Source organism: Thermithiobacillus tepidarius DSM 3134, assembly GCF_000423825.1.
GTDB classification, from domain to species: domain Bacteria; phylum Pseudomonadota; class Gammaproteobacteria; order Acidithiobacillales; family Thermithiobacillaceae; genus Thermithiobacillus; species Thermithiobacillus tepidarius.
The window spans coordinates 12,183-29,516 of sequence record NZ_AUIS01000012.1; the positions used below are offsets into that span (position 1 = coordinate 12,183).

Annotated in this window: 17 protein-coding genes and 1 tRNA gene; all 18 read right to left on the reverse strand. The window is 65.0% G+C overall.

Annotation, left to right across the window (positions count from 1 at the left end):
• Positions 1 to 1,992 carry an NADH-quinone oxidoreductase subunit L gene (gene nuoL, locus G579_RS0107695; protein ID WP_230973821.1) on the reverse strand — a complete coding sequence of 664 codons (1,992 nt, stop codon included), beginning with the start codon at positions 1,990 to 1,992 and terminating at the stop codon, positions 1 to 3.
• Between the two features lie 3 nt (positions 1,993 to 1,995).
• Positions 1,996 to 2,301, reverse strand: coding sequence for an NADH-quinone oxidoreductase subunit NuoK (gene nuoK / locus G579_RS0107700; RefSeq protein WP_028989725.1), 306 nt, complete (start codon positions 2,299 to 2,301; stop codon positions 1,996 to 1,998).
• Between the two features lie 35 nt (positions 2,302 to 2,336).
• Positions 2,337 to 2,942, reverse strand: a complete 606-nt coding sequence (locus tag G579_RS0107710) for an NADH-quinone oxidoreductase subunit J (RefSeq protein ID WP_028989726.1) — start codon at positions 2,940 to 2,942, stop codon at positions 2,337 to 2,339.
• A gap of 59 nt (positions 2,943 to 3,001) precedes the next feature.
• Positions 3,002 to 3,493: an NADH-quinone oxidoreductase subunit NuoI gene (gene nuoI / locus G579_RS0107715; protein WP_038018869.1), complete on the reverse strand. Its 492-nt coding sequence runs from the start codon at positions 3,491 to 3,493 to the stop codon at positions 3,002 to 3,004.
• A gap of 25 nt (positions 3,494 to 3,518) precedes the next feature.
• Positions 3,519 to 4,550, reverse strand: a complete 1,032-nt coding sequence (nuoH, locus tag G579_RS0107720; protein ID WP_230973822.1) for an NADH-quinone oxidoreductase subunit NuoH — start codon at positions 4,548 to 4,550, stop codon at positions 3,519 to 3,521.
• 165 nt (positions 4,551 to 4,715) lie between these two features.
• Positions 4,716 to 7,082, reverse strand: coding sequence for an NADH-quinone oxidoreductase subunit NuoG (gene nuoG, locus G579_RS0107725; RefSeq protein ID WP_028989729.1), 2,367 nt, complete (start codon positions 7,080 to 7,082; stop codon positions 4,716 to 4,718).
• Between the two features lie 14 nt (positions 7,083 to 7,096).
• Complete coding sequence (gene nuoF / locus G579_RS0107730) at positions 7,097 to 8,365, reverse strand: NADH-quinone oxidoreductase subunit NuoF (protein ID WP_028989730.1); 1,269 nt, start codon at positions 8,363 to 8,365, stop codon at positions 7,097 to 7,099.
• Between the two features lie 9 nt (positions 8,366 to 8,374).
• A complete protein-coding gene (gene nuoE / locus G579_RS0107735) occupies positions 8,375 to 8,845 on the reverse strand; it encodes an NADH-quinone oxidoreductase subunit NuoE (RefSeq protein ID WP_028989731.1) in 471 nt (156 codons plus the stop codon).
• Between the two features lie 4 nt (positions 8,846 to 8,849).
• Positions 8,850 to 10,103, reverse strand: a complete 1,254-nt coding sequence (locus G579_RS0107740) for an NADH-quinone oxidoreductase subunit D (protein ID WP_028989732.1) — start codon at positions 10,101 to 10,103, stop codon at positions 8,850 to 8,852.
• Positions 10,096 to 10,689, reverse strand: coding sequence for an NADH-quinone oxidoreductase subunit C (locus G579_RS0107745; RefSeq protein ID WP_028989733.1), 594 nt, complete (start codon positions 10,687 to 10,689; stop codon positions 10,096 to 10,098). Before G579_RS0107745 ends, G579_RS0107740 begins: the two co-directional genes overlap by 8 nt.
• 6 nt (positions 10,690 to 10,695) lie before the next feature.
• Positions 10,696 to 11,172: a NuoB/complex I 20 kDa subunit family protein gene (locus G579_RS0107750; protein ID WP_028989734.1), complete on the reverse strand. Its 477-nt coding sequence runs from the start codon at positions 11,170 to 11,172 to the stop codon at positions 10,696 to 10,698.
• On the reverse strand, positions 11,163 to 11,519 hold the full coding sequence (locus G579_RS0107755) for an NADH-quinone oxidoreductase subunit A (RefSeq protein ID WP_028989735.1): 357 nt from the start codon (positions 11,517 to 11,519) through the stop codon (positions 11,163 to 11,165). Before G579_RS0107755 ends, G579_RS0107750 begins: the two co-directional genes overlap by 10 nt.
• Positions 11,520 to 11,736: 217 nt before the next feature.
• Positions 11,737 to 11,821 (reverse strand) — tRNA-Leu (locus tag G579_RS0107760).
• Positions 11,822 to 11,880: 59 nt separating this feature from the next.
• Positions 11,881 to 12,273 carry a preprotein translocase subunit SecG gene (gene secG / locus G579_RS16510; protein ID WP_038018873.1) on the reverse strand — a complete coding sequence of 131 codons (393 nt, stop codon included), beginning with the start codon at positions 12,271 to 12,273 and terminating at the stop codon, positions 11,881 to 11,883.
• Between the two features lie 39 nt (positions 12,274 to 12,312).
• Positions 12,313 to 13,071: a triose-phosphate isomerase gene (gene tpiA / locus G579_RS0107770; protein ID WP_028989736.1), complete on the reverse strand. Its 759-nt coding sequence runs from the start codon at positions 13,069 to 13,071 to the stop codon at positions 12,313 to 12,315.
• 57 nt (positions 13,072 to 13,128) lie between these two features.
• A complete protein-coding gene (gene glmM, locus G579_RS0107775; protein WP_028989737.1) occupies positions 13,129 to 14,487 on the reverse strand; it encodes a phosphoglucosamine mutase in 1,359 nt (452 codons plus the stop codon).
• Positions 14,488 to 14,502: 15 nt separating this feature from the next.
• The gene (gene folP, locus G579_RS0107780; protein ID WP_028989738.1) at positions 14,503 to 15,339 is read right to left on the reverse strand and encodes a dihydropteroate synthase; all 837 of its coding nucleotides are present in this window, start codon (positions 15,337 to 15,339) and stop codon (positions 14,503 to 14,505) included.
• Positions 15,340 to 15,367: 28 nt separating this feature from the next.
• Complete coding sequence (ftsH, locus tag G579_RS0107785; protein WP_028989739.1) at positions 15,368 to 17,278, reverse strand: ATP-dependent zinc metalloprotease FtsH; 1,911 nt, start codon at positions 17,276 to 17,278, stop codon at positions 15,368 to 15,370.
• Positions 17,279 to 17,334: the final 56 nt, after the last annotated feature.

Sequence of the window (17,334 nt, forward strand, 5' to 3'; positions counted from 1 at the left end):
TTAGCCTTGGATAATCAGGAAGTAGGTCATTAATGCGAAGAGGCCGATGATCATGGCGAAGGCGTAGTGGTAGATGTAGCCGGTCTGCACCTGCCGCAGCAGGAGTGCGATGCGGCCGACCAGATTGGCCGTGCCGTTGACCAGGCTGCCGTCGATGAGCTTCACGTCGCCCACCTTCCAGAACAGTCGACCGATTCCCAAGGCTCCTTTGGCAAAAACGAGGTTGTTGAACTCATCCGCCCAGTACTTGCGGTCCAGCATGACGTACACGGGGCGGAAGGCGCTGGCGATCGCCGCCGGCCAGTCGGGGCGCACCAGGTAGAAGAAGGCGGACAGACCAATGCCCGCCACGGCCAGCCACAGGGTCGGAGTCTGCAGGCCGTGCAGGATGAAGGGCAGCACGCCGTGCCACTCCTCGGCCAGGTGACCCAGGACGTCGTGCTCGGGCAACACGCGGATGGCGTCGGCGAAGTACGGGCCGAAGAGCATCGGCTCGATGTAGAGCAGGCCCGCCAGCGCCGACGGCACCGCCAGGATCACCAGGGGTACGGTGATGACCCAGGGCGACTCGTGCAGGTGATGGCGCGTGTGCTCGTCCATGCGCGGCTGGCCGTGGAAGACCAGGAAGAACATGCGGAACGAGTAGAAGGCGGTCAGGAACACGCCGACCACCAGGGCAAAGTAAGCGAAGGCGGCGCCCGGCGTATGGGACAGCTCCACCGCCTCGATGATGGCATCCTTGCTGAAGAAGCCGGCAAAGGGCGGAATGCCGGCCAGCGCCAGCGAGCCGATGATGGAGGTGACGTAGGTGATCGGCATGTACTTGCGCAGGCCGCCCATCTTGCGGATGTCCTGCTCATGGTGCATGGCGTGGATCACCGAGCCGGCCGCCAGGAAGAGCAGCGCCTTGAAGAAGGCGTGGGTCATCAGGTGGAAGACACCGGCGGCGTAGGCGGACGCACCCAGGGCGGTGGTCATGTAACCGAGCTGCGACAGGGTCGAGTAGGCCACCACCCGCTTGATGTCGTTCTGCACCAGGCCGACGAGCGCCATGCTGAGTGCGGTGATGGCGCCGATGACCATGACTACCGACAGGGCGGTGGTGGACAGTTCGTAGATGGGCGACATGCGCGCCACCATGAAGATGCCGGCGGTCACCATGGTGGCGGCGTGGATCAGCGCGGAGATGGGCGTCGGGCCCTCCATGGAGTCGGGCAGCCACACGTGCAGGGGCACCTGGGCCGACTTGCCCATGGCGCCGATGAAGAGCATCAACGCGATCCAGGTCATCAGGCTCCATTCGTAGCCGGGGATGATCTGCACCGTGGTCTGCGCCAGCTCGCCCACGCGGGCGAAGACGGTGGCGTAGTCGAGGGTGCCGAAGTACTTGTAGATCGCCGCGATGCCGATCAGGAAGCCGAAGTCGCCGACGCGGTTGACCAGGAAAGCCTTCAGATTGGCGTAGATGGCGCTTTCGCGGGTGAACCAGAAGCCGATCAGCAGATAGGAAACGAGGCCCACCGCTTCCCAGCCGAAGAAGAGCTGCAGGAAGTTGTTGCTCATCACCAGCATCAGCATGGAGAAGGTGAAGAGCGCGATGTAACTGAAGAAGCGGGCATAGCCCGGATCGCCATGCATGTAGCCGATGGTGTAGATGTGCACGCACAGGGACACGAAGGTCACCACCACCATCATCATGGCGCTCAGCCGGTCGATCTGGAAGCCGACGTGGGCGCTGACGTCACCCACCATGCCCCAGGTATAGACGTCGCCGTAGAAGGTGTTGCCGGCCAGCACGTCGAAGAGGACGAACACGGCCAGGAAGAAAGCCACGGCCACGCCCGGCACGGCCGCCCAATGGGCCTTCTCCTTGAGCTTCCAGCCGAAGAGGCCCGCCACCAGGGCGCCCAGCAACGGGGCGAGCGGAATGGCCAGGTAAATGGCGCGCATGGGGAACTGGTACAGCCACTCGAAGATCACCGGCATGGTCATGGCTTAGCCCCTCAAGCTGTCGATGTCTTCGACGTTGATGGTGTTGCGGTTGCGGAAGTACACCACCAGGATGGCCAAGCCGATGGCCGCCTCGGCCGCGGCCACGGTCAGGATGAAGAAAACGAAGATCTGGCCGGACAGGTCCTGCAGGAAATGGGAGAAGGCCACCAGGTTCAGGTTGACGGCCAGCAGCATCAATTCGATGGCCATCAGCAGGATGATGACGTTCTTTCGGTTCAGGAAAATGCCCACCACACTCAAGGCGAACAGAATCGCTGCCAGGATTAGATAATGCGATAACGGAACCACAAGCTCTCCCCTTTCCGGTACTGACGCTACAAGGCTTACTGCCGGCTTTCCGACTTGACGTTGACCAGTTCCACGCGGTCGGCGCGCTTCACCCGCAACTGCTCTTCCGGCTTTTGATATTTGGTTTCGGGACGGCGGCGCATGGTCAGGGCGATGGCGGCCACGATGGCCACCAGCAGCACCAGGGCCGCCACTTCGAAGGGATAAACGTAATCGGTATAGAGGAGCTGACCCAGCGCCTTGGTATTGCTGTAATCCGCCGGCGCAGCGGGCGGGGGCGGCAGGTTGGCGCTGTCGAAGGCCGGACCGCCGAGCAGCATGGACATTTCCACCACCATCACCAGGGCCAGGGCCGCGCCCAGGGGCAGGTAGTCCAGGAAGCCCTCACGCAGACGGGCCAGATTGATGTCCAGCATCATCACCACGAAGAGGAAGAGCACCATCACGGCGCCGACATAGACGAGCACCAGGGTGATGGCCAGGAACTCGGCTTCCAGCAGGACGAAGAGCCCGGCGGCGGTGAAGAAGGCCAGGACCAGGTAGAGAGCGGCGTGCACCGGGTTGCGCACGGTGATCACCATGCCGGCGGCGAATACCAGAATCCCTGCAAAGACGTAAAAAATCAGCTGCTGCAAATCCATGTATGTCCCTTATGCTCTCCCACCGGCCAGGCCGCGGGTATCTTCGTCCAGGAATCTTCTTAGCGGTAGCGGGCGTCCTGTGCGCGATCCGCCGCAATCTGCGCCTCGTACTTATCGCCAATCTCCAGCAGCCTGGGCTTGCTGTACAGGAGATCGCCGCGCTTTTCGCCGCAGTAGTCCAGAATCCGCGTCTCGACGATGGAATCCACCGGACAGGACTCCTCGCAGAAGCCGCAGAAGATGCACTTGGTCAGGTCGATGTCGTAGCGCGTGGTGCGCCGGGTGCCGTCCTCGCGCTGCTCGCTCTCGATGGTGATCGCCAGGGCCGGGCACACGGCTTCGCACAGCTTGCAGGCGATGCAGCGCTCCTCGCCATTGGGGTAGCGGCGCAGGGCATGCAGTCCGCGGAAGCGCGGCGATTGCGGCGTCCGCTCCTCGGGATACTGGACGGTGATCTTGCGGGCAAAGAGGTGCTTGCCGGTCAGCATCATGCCGCGCACCAGCTCGGTGAGGAAAAAGGTGTCGATGAACTGCTTCGGACTGAGTCTCACGGGAACCTCTCCTTCGCCGCTCTTCCTACTGGAAGAAAGGCTTCAACGGGGTTTGCTGGGCGATGCCCACCACCAGGATCCAGACGATGGTGATGGGAATGAAGACCTTCCAGCCCAGACGCATGATCTGGTCGTAGCGGTAGCGCGGGAAGGTGGCGCGCAGCCACAGGAACACAAAGAGCAGGAAAGCCACCTTCAGCATCAGCCACACGATGCCCGGCACCCAGGTGAAGGGGACAATGTTGAGGGGCGGCAGCCAACCGCCCAGGAACATGAGGGCCGCCAGCAGGGAAACCAGGATCATGTTGGCGTACTCGGCCAGGAAAAAGAGGGCGAAGGCCATGCCCGAGTACTCCACGTGGAAGCCGGCCACGATCTCCGATTCGCCCTCGGCCACGTCGAAGGGGGCGCGGTTGGTTTCCGCCACGCCGGCGATGAAATACACCAGGAAGAACGGGAAGAGCGGCAGCCAGTACCAGCTCCAGAAGCCGCCGCCCTGCTGGCCGGCCACGATCTGGCCCAGATTCAGGCTCTGGGCCGCCATCAGCACGCCCACCAGCGCAAAGCCCATGGCGATCTCATAGGCCACCATCTGCGCCGCCGAGCGCATGGCGCCGAGGAAGGCGTACTTGGAATTGGATGCCCAGCCGGCGATGATGATGCCGTACACGCCCATGCTGGTGATGGCCAGCACGTAGAGCAGGCTGGCATCGATGTCCGCCACCACCAGATTCTCGCCGAAGGGCACCACGGCCCAGGCCGCCAGGGCCGGCGCGATGGCCAGGATGGGCGCCAGCAGGAAGAGGAAGCGATTGGCGTCGCTCGGGACGATCACCTCCTTGAACAGCAGCTTGAAGGCGTCGGCGATGGGCTGCAGCCAGCCGCCGGGACCGACCCGGTTGGGGCCCAGGCGCACCTGGATATAGCCGATCACCTTGCGCTCGGCATAGGTCAGATAAGCCACCGCCAGCATCAAGGGCCCCACGATGGCCACGATCTTGGCCATGATCCACGCCACGGGCTGGACGTAATCGGTCATCCAAACGGCTTCAAACATGCCTTCCTAACCCCTTTTGTCAACTCCCGGCGACGGGCCGCTTGAAGAGCGGCCACCGCCACGGGCCATCACTATCGCGCAATGCCCTGCGCCTTCTGCACATCGTTTCGGTTTTTCGAGGGAAAGACCGCAGATCCCGCCAGGATTACTGCTTTGCCGCCTCTATCACCGGTTCAACTGCACCTGCACCGCGCCGTACAAGGGTCCCAGAGCCACGGTTTCCTCGTAGCCGGCGGGCACGGCGACGCAGCCCGGCGGCACGCCCGCATCGAGCACGAGCGGCAAGCTCACCGGCTGGCCGTTGTGGGACAGCACCACTTCCTCGGCACCCTCCAGGCCCAACTGGCGCGCCTGCTCGGGATGCATGGCCGCCTGCGCCCGCCCCTGGGCAAGGCGCAGGGGCTCGGAACGGCGCACCAGCGCATCGGTGCGGTATATGGGCCAGCCGCCCAGGCGCCGCAGCGCGGCATCGCTTGCCTGGCGGGGCGCCACCTGCACCTGGGGCAGCTCGCCGTGGCTGGACAGCGGTACCAGGCCAACCACGCTCTCCCAGGCCTTGGTAACCTCGGCCACGTCGTTCTGCTGGAAACCATCCAGGTGCAGCAGATTGCCCAGCACGCGCAGTACCTTCCAACTGGGGCGGGCCTCCTTGTAAAGCCGCGCCGTGGGCCGGATGCTCTGCACCCGTCCTTCGTTGTTGATCAGGGTGCCGGCCGACTCCAGGAAGGAGGCGATGGGCAGCATGACCTGGGCGTACTCGCTCGCCTCGCCAGCGAAGGGGGACAGGGATACCACAAAGTCGGCCTGCTTCAAAGCCCTGCGCGCCTGGGCGCCGTCCCAAGCCTCCAGGCCGGGCTCCACGTCCAGCAGCACATAGGCCTTCAGGCCGGCTTGCAGCATCTCGTGGGCCGACAGGCCGGGCGCCGCTGCCGGCTGGCCGCCGGCCAGCCGGTGCGGCACGCAGCCGCTCAGCCAAGCCCCGGCACTGTTGCCGAAGTCGGCCAGGCGGCCGACCCGCCCGCCGCAGGCCGCGGCCAGCTGCGCCGCCAGCCAATCCAATTCGGCTGCCTGCGGGTGGGCGGCCGCATCGCTGCCCAGCAGGATCAGCGGCGACTCGGTGGCCTGCAGCACCTGGGCGATCTGCGTCAGGCGTTCCGCGTCACCGGCCGGCATGGCGTAAAGCTCGTGGCCGGGCAACTGCGCCAGGCGCTGGCCATCGAGCAGGCCCAGCAACTGCGCCAGCAGCGCCGCTTCCTGCCCGGCACCGGCCGGCGTCACTTGGTAGACGGGATAGTTGAAGTCGTAGCGCCGGCCGTTGAGCGCCATGATCCGGTTGCCCGCCAGCGCGGCTTTGCGCAGGCGGTGGTTGGTCATGGGCTGCTGCTTGCGCGGATTGGCGCCCACCAGCAGCACCAGCGGCTGGGCCTGCAGCTCCTCCAGGGTGACGTTCAGCGCCGGGAAGAGCGGCGCCTGGGCGTCGGCGCGGGTATCCGCCTGGTTGAGGCGGTGATCGATATTTCTGACGCCAAGGGCCCGCATGAGGCTCTGGAACAGGAACAGTTCTTCGGTGGTGGCGCGCGCCGAGGCCAGCGCACCGATCTGGTCGGCTCCCTGGGCATTCAGCACCCGCCGCAGCCCTTCCACCGTGGCCGCCAGCGCCTCCTCCCAGGTCACCGCGTGCCAGGCACCCTGGTGCTTGACCATAGGCTGGGCCAGGCGGTCGTCGGCCTGCAGGCCGGCATAGCTGAAGCGGCCCTTGTCGCAGATCCAGCTCTCGTTCACCGGCTCGTTGTCGCGCGGCAGGACGCGCATGATCTGACCGTTGCGGGTATCGGCCTCGACATTGCAGCCGGTGGAGCAATGGGGGCAGACGCTGGGACTGGCTTTCAGCTCCCAGGGCCGGGCAGTGTAGCGGAACGGCTTGCTGGTCAGCGCGCCGACCGGGCACAGGTCGATGACGTTGCCGACCAATTCGGAGGTGAGGCTGCGTTCGATGTAGGTGCCGATCTCCATGTGCTCGCCGCGGCCGGTGGCGCCCAGCTCCATGATGCCGGCGATCTCCTGGCCGAAGCGCACACAGCGGGTGCAATGGATGCAGCGGGTCATCTCGGTGGCGATCAGCGGACCGATGTCCTTGTCGCGGACCACGCGCTTGAGCTCGTAGTAGCGGGAATGACTGCCGCCGAAGCCGACCGCCAGATCCTGCAGGTCGCATTCGCCGCCCTGGTCGCAGATGGGGCAGTCCAGCGGATGGTTGATGAGCAGGAACTCCATGACGCCCTTCTGCGCCTGCTTGGTCTTGGCCGAACGGGTGAAGACGCGCATGCCGTCGGCCACGGGCGTGGCGCAGGCGGGCAGCGGCTTGGCCACCTTCTCCACCTCGACCAGGCACATCCGGCAATTGGCCGCCACGGACAGCTTGGGGTGGTAGCAGAAGTGCGGAATGTAGATATCGAGCTGCTTGGCAGCCTCGATGATCATGGTGCCCGCTTCGACCTCGATATGGCGACCGTCAATTTCGATATGTGGCATCTCGTTTCCTCGGCTTAAGCCACCAAACAACGACCATGCTTGATGTGATGCTCGTATTCGGCGCGGAAATGCTTGATGGAACTGGCCACCGGGGCGACTGCCGCGTCCCCGAGGGCGCAAATGGTGCGACCTTCGATGTTGTTGCCCAGGTTGAGCAGCAGCTCCAGGTCCGCCTCGGTGCCCTGCCCGCTCTCGATGCGGCGCAGGATGCGGTAGAGCCAACCGGTGCCCTCGCGGCAGGGCGTGCACTGGCCGCAGGACTCGTCGTAATAGAAGCGCGCCATGCGCTCGGCCGCCTGCACGATGCAGGTGGTCTCGTCCATGACGATCACCGAGCCCGCGCCGAGCATGGAGCCGGCCTTGGAGATGGAGTCATAGTCCATGTTGACCTCCATCATGACCTCGCCGGGCACCATGGGCGTGCTGGAGCCGCCGGGAATCACCGCCTTGAGCTTGCGGCCGTCGCGCACGCCGCCGGCCATGGCCAGCAGCTCGCGGAACGGGGTGCCCATGGGCACCTCGAAGTTGCCCGGCTTGTTGACGTGACCGGTCACCGAGAAGAGCTTGGTGCCGCCGTTGTTGGGCTTGCCCAGATTCAGGAACCACTCGCCGCCATGACGGATGATGTCGGGCACCGACGCCAGCGTCTCGACGTTGTTGACCGTGGTCGGCCGACCGTAGAGGCCGTAGCTCGCCGGGAAGGGCGGCTTGAAGCGCGGCTGGCCCTTCTTGCCTTCCAGCGACTCGATCAGCGCCGTCTCCTCGCCGCAGATGTAGGCGCCGGCACCGCGGTGGGTGTAGAGGTCGAAGCTGAGGTCGCTGCCCAGGATGTTCTTGCCCAGGAAGCCGGCGGCATAGGCCTCGTCGATTGCGTTCTGCACCCGCTCCCAGGGTTCGTAGAACTCGCCGCGGATGTAGATGTAACCCACGTTGGCGCCGATGGCATAGGCGGCGATCGCCATGCCTTCGATCAGGCGATGGGGATCATAGCGCATGATGTCCCGGTCCTTGCAGGTGCCGGGCTCGCCCTCGTCGGCATTGCACAGGAGGTACTTGGGATGCCCCACGCCCTTGGGCATGAAGCTCCACTTCAGGCCGGTCGGGAAGCCCGCGCCGCCGCGGCCCCGCAGCGCCGACTTCTTGACCTCGTTGATGATGTCTTCCGGCGACACCGGCGTCTGCAAGACCTTGCGCAGCATGTCGTAACCGCCGGTGCTGGCGTAGGTGGACAGGGTCCACGGTTCTTTCAGATGCAGGTTTTGAAAGCAAACTTCGTTCGCCATGGGGCAATCCTATTTCAGTGCATCGAGAATCTCGTCGATCCGCTCGGGCGTGAGATTCTCGTAATATGTGTTGCCGACCTGCATCATCGGCGCCCCCACGCAGGCGCCCAGGCATTCCACCTCGCGCAGGGTGAAGCGCCCGTCGGGCGTGGTCTCGCCCACCTCGACGCCCAGCTTCTGACGCAGGTAATCCAGGATCTTGTCCGACCCGCACAGCCAGCACGAAATGCTGCCGCACACCTCCAGGCGGTGACGGCCGACCGGCTTGAGCTGGTAGTAATGGTAGAAGGTGGCCACCTCGTAGACCTGGATGGGCTGCATGCCCAGCAGTTCGGCCACGTAGTCCATGGTCTCGGTGGACAGCCAGCCCTTTTCCTCCTGGGCGATGCGGAGGGCGGCCATCACGGCGGACTGGGCCTGCTCCGGGGGGTACTTGGCCCGCTCCCGGTCGATTTGCGCTAGAGCTTCTGATGACAGCATGCGACTACCTATCAATTTCGCCGAAAACAATGTCCTGCGTGCCGATGATGGCGACCACGTCCGCGATCATGTGACCGCGCGCCATCTCGTCCAGAGCGGCCAGGTGCGGGAAGCCGGGCGCGCGGATCTTCATCCGGTAGGGCTTGTTGGCGCCGTCGGAAACCAGATAAATGCCGAACTCGCCCTTGGGATGCTCCACCGCCGCGTAGGCTTCGCCCGGCGGGACGGAGAAGCCCTCGGTGAAGAGCTTGAAGTGATGGATCAGCGCCTCCATGCTGCCCTTCATGGTCTCGCGGGGCGGCGGCGCCACCTTGTAGTCTTCGGTGATCACCGGCCCCGGGTTCTGCCGTAGCCAGTCCACGCACTGCTTGACGATGCGGTTGCTCTGGCGCATCTCCTCGATGCGGACCAGGTAGCGGTCATAGCAGTCGCCGTTCTTGCCGATGGGGATATCGAAATCCAGGCGGTCATAGATCTCGTAGGGCTGCTTGCGCCGCAGGTCCCAGGCGATGCCGGAGCCGCGCAGCATGGGGCCGGTGAAGCCAAGGTTCAGGGCGCGCTCCGGCGAGACCACGCCGATGCCGACGGTACGTTGCTTCCAGATGCGGTTGTCGGTGAGCAGCGTTTCGTAATCGTCCACGTAAGCCGGGAAGCGCTCGGTGAAATCCTCGATGAAGTCCAGCAGGCTGCCCTGGCGATTGCGGTTCAGCTCCTTGAGGCGCTCGGCATCGCGATAGGGAGACGGCTCGTACTGAGGCATGCGGTCCGGCAGGTCGCGGAACACGCCGCCGGGACGGTAGTAGGCTGCGTGCATGCGCGCCCCGCTCACCGCCTCGTACATGTCCATGAGGTCCTCGCGCTCGCGGAAAGCGTAGAGGAATACGGTCATGGCGCCGATGTCCAGGGCATGCGCCCCCAGCCACAGCAGATGGTTCAGGATGCGCGTCAGCTCGTCGAACATGACGCGGATGTATTGGGCCCGCTCCGGCACCTCGATGCCCAGCAGCTTCTCGATGGCCATGACGTAGGCGTGCTCGTTGCACATCATGGACACGTAATCCAGACGGTCCATGTAGGGCACGCTCTGGAGGAAGGTCTTGTGCTCGGCCAACTTTTCCGTGCCGCGATGCAAGAGGCCGATGTGCGGATCGGCACGCTCGATCACTTCACCGTCCAGCTCCAGCACCAGGCGCAGCACGCCATGGGCGGAAGGATGCTGGGGGCCGAAGTTCAGGGTGTAGTTGCGGATTTCAGCCATGGAGATTCGGCTCCTCGCGAATGATGCGGGGAACGTTGTTGCGTTCCTCCGTCGAGGTGGGCTCGTAGACGACTCGCTGGCGGTCGGCGTCGTAGCGCATTTCCACCAGGCCGACCAGGGGGAAGTCCTTGCGGAAGGGGTGGCCCACGAAGCCGTAGTCGGTGAGGATGCGGCGCAGGTCCGGATGGCCCTCGAAGATGATGCCGTAGAGATCGAAGGCTTCGCGCTCGAACCAGTTGGCGCTGCTCCAGACGTCGTTGACGGAGGCCAGCACCGGCGCATCGTCATCCAGGAACACGCGCAGGCGAACCCGCTGGTTCAGGCTGACGGACAGCAGGTGGTAGACCACCGCGAAGCGCGGGCCGGTCCAGGCGCCGTCGCCGTATTCCAGGTAGTCCACGCCGCACAGGTCGATCAACTGCTCGAAGCGGCAGGCGGCATCATCGCGCAGTGCCAGGCAGGACTGCGCCAGGTCCTCGCGCGCCAGCTCGACGGTGAGCTCGCCCAGGGCCAGGCGCGCGTTGCGCACCTTGTCCCCCAGCAACTCCTGAATGCGCGTAGACAGATTTTCCAGATACTGACTCATGGGCACCTACCGGGCAATGGTGTTCGTCCGCTTGATCTTGTTCTGCAACTGGACCAAGCCGTAGAGCAGCGCCTCGGCCGTCGGCGGGCAGCCGGGCACATAGATATCGACGGGCACGATGCGGTCACAGCCGCGCACGACCGCATACGAGTAGTGATAGTAGCCGCCGCCGTTGGCGCAGGAGCCCATGGACACCACCCAGCGCGGCTCGGCCATCTGGTCGTAGACCTTGCGCAGCGCCGGCGCCATCTTGTTCACCAGCGTGCCAGCCACGATCATCACATCCGATTGTCGTGGACTTGGACGAAAAACGATGCCGAAGCGGTCCAGATCATAACGCGAGGCGCCGGCGTGCATCATCTCCACGGCGCAGCAGGCCAAGCCGAAGGTCATGGGCCAGAGGGAGCCGGTCCGGGTCCAGTTGATCAGCTTGTCGACGGTGGTGGTCACCACCCCCTTCTCGAGAATACCTTCTATTCCCACTCCAGTGCTCCTTTCATCCACTCATAGATGAATCCGATCACCAGGATGCCCAGGAAAACCACCATGGCCAGGAATCCCGGCATGCCGATTTCGTCCAGCACCACGGCCCACGGAAAGAGAAACGCGATTTCCAGATCGAACAGAATGAACAGGATGGCGACGAGATAATAACGGACGTCGAACTTCATGCGCGCGTCCTCGAAAGCCTCGAAGCCGCATTCGTAGGGGGACAGCTTTTCGCTGTCGGGCTTGTTGGGCGCCAGCAGGAAGCCCATCGCCAGCGGCACCACGCCGACCAGCAGCGCCACCACGATGAAGATCAAAACCGGTAAGTAGTTTTCCAGCATCCCCTCTTCTCCTGGGAACTTTTGCGAGTCACAGCACTCAATTGGCGCAATCACCGCCCTTTTCGCCGCGGCTGCAGGCATGCGCCGCAAGCGATCCAGTCTAGGCCGGCCCAACTTGGCGTGTCAAGCCAAAGTTTTACATATACCCATATCAAACAACAGCTTAGCTGGTTGCGGGCGCAAAAAAACAGCCTTGTTCAGGCTGTTCTTTGGAAATTGGTGCCGAAGGCCGGACTCGAACCGGCATGGCTTGCGCCGCCGCCCCCTCAAGACGGTGTGTCTACCAATTTCACCACTTCGGCGTTATGAGAATTAAACCAAATTCTAAGCCAGTAGACAATGCCAAAGGCCGGTTTTCGCCCTACGGCTGCCCGGCGGGCGGGACAGCGCCAGTCGGCTGACTGGGAGCGCCCTGGCCGGAGAGCGGGGCCGGCAGCGGCTGCACCGGGGCCGCCGGTTGCGATTGGATCGGGGCCGCGGAACGGGCCGGCGCGGTCACGCTGCTCATCACGCTGTCATCGTTGCCGCGGGTCGACAGGTAGGCCAGCGCCAGGCTGTTCAGGAAAAAGAGCGCCGCCAGCACCGCTGTCGTGCGGGTCAGGAAATTGGCCGACCCTTGGCTGCCAAACACGGTCTGCGACGCGCCGCTGCCGAAGGCCGAGCCGATTTCGCTGCCCTGCCCTCGCTGCAGCAGGACCAGGGCCACCAGCCCCAGGGCAATGAAAATGTGCAGCACTGTCAAAAGAATGTACATGTCAGATCCTGTATCCAAGCAAATCCGGCGGCCGCCGGCCTAGGCCCCCGCGGCTGCCGCGCAAATTTTGAGAAATTCCTCGGCATTCAGCGAGGCGCCGCCCACCAAGCCGCCATCGATGTCGGCCTGGGCAAAGAGCTCCGCGGCATTGTCGGCCTTGACGCTGCCGCCGTAGAGAATCCGGGTGCACTGCGCCGCCGCCTCGTCGAACGCCGCCAGCTGGCGGCGCAGGAAGGCATGCACCTCCTGCGCCTGCGCGGGCGTGGCCGTCAGGCCGGTGCCGATGGCCCACACGGGCTCGTAGGCGACCACCGTGCCCTGCCAGGTCTGCGGGTCGGCGGCCTGGAGCAGGGCCTGGATCTGCCGCCCCACCACCGCTTCCGTCTGGCCGGCCGCGCGCTCGCTTTCGGTCTCGCCGACACAGACGACGGGCACCAGACCCGCCCGCTTGGCGGCCTGGTACTTCTTCACGACCACCTCGTCAGTCTCGCCGAAGTACTGGCGGCGCTCCGAATGGCCGAGGATGACGTAGCGGCAACCCAGATCGCGCAGCATTTCGCCGGAGACCTCGCCGGTGTAAGCGCCGCTCTTCTCCCAGAACAGATTCTGGGCGCCGTAGCGGATGGCGCTGCCCTTGAGAATCTCGCCGACGCAATCGATGGCCGTGAAGGGCGGACAAACCAGGACTTCCACCTGGGCGGGATCCGGCTCGCTGGCCTTGATGGCCTTGGCCAGACTTTCCGCCTCCCAGCGCGTGCCGTTCATCTTCCAGTTGCCCGCCACCAAGGGTTGCCGCATTTCATCCTCCGCAAATTTCGAGATAGAGCGGCATAGTAACGGCGGGATCAGGGCCGGTCAATTCCCCTGCGCGGCCTTGCCCATGGCGGCCACGACCGCCGTTGCGATCTCGTCGGCCACTTGATCGATCATGGCATCGTCCTCGCCTTCCACCATGATGCGCAGCAGCGCTTCCGTGCCGGAGGGGCGCACCAGCAAGCGTCCCCGCGAGGCCAACCGTTCCTCGGCACTGCGGATGGCGGCCAGCACTTCGGGAAAGCCGCGGTAGTCCAAGCGCTGGCCCAGCCGCACGTTCTTGAGAATCTGCGGCAGCCGCGGCATGGCGGCGACCAATGCGGAGAGCGGCTGGCCGCGCTCGCGCATGACGGCCAGGACCTTGAGCGCCGCCACGATGCCGTCGCCGGTGGTGTTGTTGGGGGTGATGATGTGGCCGGAGGTCTCGCCGCCCAGGCTCCAGCGGGCCTCGCGCATCTTTTCCAGCACGTAGCGGTCGCCGACGGCGGCGCGCTGGAACGGAATGCCCTGTGCCGCCAGGGCCCGCTCCAGCCCGAGGTTGCTCATCACCGTGCCCACCACGCCGCCCTGCAGCGTGCCTTGGGCCTGCATGGCGCTGGCTATGACGTAGAGGATCTGGTCGCCGTCCACCAGCTGTCCACGCTCGTCCACCAGCACCACGCGGTCGCCGTCGCCGTCGAAGGCGATGCCCAGATGGGCACCCTCCTCCACCACCTTCTGCTGCAGCAGGGCGGGATCGGTGGAGCCGACGCCGTCATTGATGTTCAGTCCGTCGGGCTGATTGCCCATGGCGATCACCGTGGCGCCGAGCTCCTGCAGGACCATGGGCGCCACCTTGTAGGTGGCGCCATGGGCGCAGTCAACCACGATCCGCAAGCCGTTGAGATCCTCGTGGCCGGGGAAGGTATGCTTGCAGAATTCCACATAGCGGCCGGCCGCGTCGTCCACCCGCTTGGCTTTGCCCAGCTGATCCGGGGCCGGCAGGGTCAGGGGTCGCTCTAGCCATTCCTCGATCTCCGCCTCGACCGCGTCGGGCAGCTTGTAGCCGTCACCGGAAAAGAACTTGATGCCGTTGTCGGCGTAGGGATTGTGGGAAGCGCTGATCACGATGCCGGCATCGGCGCGCAGGGCACGGGTCAGATAGGCAATAGCCGGGGTAGGCAGCGGTCCGACCAGGAGCACGTTGAGCCCCGCGGAGGCCAAGCCCGCCTCCAGGGCCGATTCAAGCAGATAGCCCGACAGGCGCGTGTCCTTGCCGATCAGCACCCGGCCCCGGCCCTTGACGTGCCCGGCCAGCACGTGGCCGGCCGCCCAGCCGAGCTTGAGAATGAGATCGGGCATGATGGGGAGCTCCCCCACCCGCCCGCGGATGCCGTCGGTGCCAAACCATTTTCTTGCCATGTCTTCCCCTTTGCTTCAATCGGCGCGCAGCACCGCTGCGGCCATGTTCATTGCCCGCGCCGTGGCGCGCACGTCGTGCGTCCTGATGATCCGTGCCCCTTGCCAGACGGCCAGCACCGCCAGCGCCAAGCCGCCTTCCAGGCGCTCCTCCATGGGCAGGCCCAAGGTCCGTCCGATCAAGGATTTGCGGGACAGGCCCGCCAGAACGGGGTAGCCGAGCGCCGCCAGCTGGTCCAGATGCTTCAGCAGGCTGAGGTTATGGGCGTCATTCTTGCCAAAACCGAAGCCCGGATCGAGCACGATGCGCTCCGCCGCAATGCCCGCGGCTTGGCAGGCCAGGGCGCGTTCCCGCAGGAAATCCCGCACCTCGCGGACCACGTCTGCGTACTGGGGCCGCCCTTGCATGTCCCGGGGCGTGCCCTGCATGTGCATCAGGCAGACCGGCACCCCCAGGGCGACCGCCGTGGCCAGGGCTTCGGGGTCGCCGCGCAGAGCGGTCACGTCATTGATGAGGCCGGCGCCGCGGGCGCAGGCCTCGCGCATGACCGCCGCCTTGTAAGTATCGATGGAAATGGGCACGGAGACGCTGGCCGCCACCGCCTCCACCACCGGCAGCACGCGCCGCAGCTCCTCCTCGACGCCCACGGGCTGCGCCCCGGGCCGGGTGGACTCGCCGCCGATGTCGATGATATCGGCGCCCTCCTCCACCATGCGACGCGCCCGCTCCACCGCAGCCGCAGGCGCAAAAAAAGAGCCCCCGTCCGAAAAGGAATCGGGGGTGATGTTGAGGATGCCCATGATCCGGGGCCGGCCGAGATCCAGCCGGCGCCCATTGCAGTCCAGGATGGTCACAGGTTTTTGCGATGCACCACCGGCGGTCTCAGACCGGATGGCTGCCCGGCTTCAGGGAAGGTGTTTCCTGGCCCTCGGGCGCCGGAGCTGCCGGCGCGGGGGTACCGGCGCTCGGACCGGAGCCGCCCTCGGCCTTGGGATGCACTTCCCGTCCCGCCATGATGTCATTGACCTGATCGGCGTCCAGGGTCTCGTACTTGAGCAGGGCCTGGGTCATGGCCTCCACCTTGTCCCGGTGCATCTCGACCAGATGGCGGGCGCGCTGGTACTGCTCCTTGACGATGCGGTGCACCTCCTCGTCCACGGCCTTGGCGGTGTCCTCGGAGATGTTGGAGTGCTTGGTGATCTCGCGGCCAAGGAACAGCTCCTCCTCCTTCTCGCCGATCACCAGCGGCCCCAGGTCGCTCATGCCCCACTGGGTCACCATCCTGCGCGCCAGATCGGTGGCCCGCTCGATGTCGTTGCCGGCACCGGTGGTCATCTGATTGAGGAAGACCTCCTCCGCCACCCGGCCACCCATCAGGATGGCAATGTTGTTGAGGATCTCGTTGCGCTCGTAGTTGAAGCGATCCTCGGTGGGCAGCTGCATGGTCAGGCCCAGGGCCCGGCCGCGCGGAATGATGGTCACCTTGTGCACCGGATCGGTGCCCGGCAGCAGCTTGGCCACCACCGCATGGCCCGACTCGTGATAGGCCGTGGTCTCCTTCTGCTTGTCGGACATGACGATGGATTTGCGCTCGGCGCCCATCATCACCTTGTCCTTGGCGTCCTCGAAGTCCTGCATGTCCACCAGCCGCTTGTTGCGGCGAGCCGCCATCAGGGAGGCCTCGTTGGTCAGATTGGCCAGATCCGCCCCGGAGAAGCCGGGCGTGCCGCGGGCGATCACCTTGGGGTCCACGTCGGGGGCCAGGGGCAGCTTGCGCATGTGCACCTGCAGGATTTGCTCGCGGCCGCGAATATCGGGCAGCGGCACGGTCACCTGGCGGTCGAAGCGGCCGGGACGCAGCAGGGCCGGATCCAGCACGTCGGGCCGGTTGGTGGCGGCGATGACGATGATGCCCTCGCTGCCCTCGAAGCCGTCCATCTCCACCAGCAGCTGGTTCAGGGTCTGCTCGCGCTCATCGTTGCCGCCGCCCAGGCCGGCGCCGCGCTGGCGGCCGACCGCATCGATCTCGTCGATGAAGATGATGCAGGGCGCGTGCTTCTTGGCCTGCTCGAACATGTCACGCACGCGCGAGGCGCCCACGCCGACGAACATCTCGACGAAGTCGGAGCCGGAAATGGAGAAGAAAGGCACCTTGGCCTCGCCGGCGATGGCCTTGGCCAGCAGGGTCTTGCCGGAACCGGGCGAGCCCATCAGCAGCACGCCCTTGGGAATGCGGCCGCCCAGCTTTTGGAACTTCTGCGGATCGCGCAGGAACTCGACGATCTCGGCCAGCTCCTCCTTGGCCTCGTCCACGCCCGCCACGTCGGCGAAGGTCACCTTGTTGTTGTCCTCGGTGAGCATGCGCGCGCGGCTCTTGCCGAAGGACATGGCTCCCCGGCCGCCGGCGCCGCCCCCTTGCATCTGCCGCATGAAGAATATCCACACGCCGATCAAAAGCAGCATGGGGAACCAGGAGATCAGGATGGAGACCAGCAGGGACTGGCCCTCCTCCGGCTTCACCTTGATGTTGACCCCCGAGTTCAGCAGGTCGCGCACCAGGCCGGGGTCATTGGGCGTGAACACGCGGAAGCGCTCACCACTGGCCAGGACACCATCGATGCGGTCGCCCTGGATGGTCACCTGGTTCACGTTGCCGTTCTTCACGCTGTTCATGAACTCGGAGAAGTCCAGGGTCTGCGTCGAGCTGGTACCCTGGTTGAAATTCTGGAAGACCATCATCAGGATCAACCCGATGATGGCCCATAAAGCTATGTTCTTAGCCAAGTTGTTCAAGTACGGCTCCTTGCGCTGTCAGGCAGTAAAGCTAAGACAACATGACCTAATGGTAG

Excerpts from the sequence above, each read along its gene's own strand:
- nuoL (WP_230973821.1), bottom strand. The coding sequence starts at position 1,992 with ATGACCATGCCGGTGATCTTCGAGTGGCTGTACCAGTTCCCCATGCGC.
- G579_RS0107710 (WP_028989726.1), bottom strand. The coding sequence starts at position 2,942 with ATGGATTTGCAGCAGCTGATTTTTTACGTCTTTGCAGGGATTCTGGTA.
- nuoH (WP_230973822.1), bottom strand. The coding sequence starts at position 4,550 with ATGTTTGAAGCCGTTTGGATGACCGATTACGTCCAGCCCGTGGCGTGG.
- nuoG (WP_028989729.1), bottom strand. The coding sequence starts at position 7,082 with ATGCCACATATCGAAATTGACGGTCGCCATATCGAGGTCGAAGCGGGC.
- nuoF (WP_028989730.1), bottom strand. The coding sequence starts at position 8,365 with ATGGCGAACGAAGTTTGCTTTCAAAACCTGCATCTGAAAGAACCGTGG.
- nuoE (WP_028989731.1), bottom strand. The coding sequence starts at position 8,845 with ATGCTGTCATCAGAAGCTCTAGCGCAAATCGACCGGGAGCGGGCCAAG.
- G579_RS0107740 (WP_028989732.1), bottom strand. The coding sequence starts at position 10,103 with ATGGCTGAAATCCGCAACTACACCCTGAACTTCGGCCCCCAGCATCCT.
- G579_RS0107745 (WP_028989733.1), bottom strand. The coding sequence starts at position 10,689 with ATGAGTCAGTATCTGGAAAATCTGTCTACGCGCATTCAGGAGTTGCTG.
- G579_RS0107755 (WP_028989735.1), bottom strand. The coding sequence starts at position 11,519 with ATGCTGGAAAACTACTTACCGGTTTTGATCTTCATCGTGGTGGCGCTG.
- secG (WP_038018873.1), bottom strand. The coding sequence starts at position 12,273 with ATGTACATTCTTTTGACAGTGCTGCACATTTTCATTGCCCTGGGGCTG.
- tpiA (WP_028989736.1), bottom strand. The coding sequence starts at position 13,071 with ATGCGGCAACCCTTGGTGGCGGGCAACTGGAAGATGAACGGCACGCGC.
- glmM (WP_028989737.1), bottom strand. The coding sequence starts at position 14,487 with ATGGCAAGAAAATGGTTTGGCACCGACGGCATCCGCGGGCGGGTGGGG.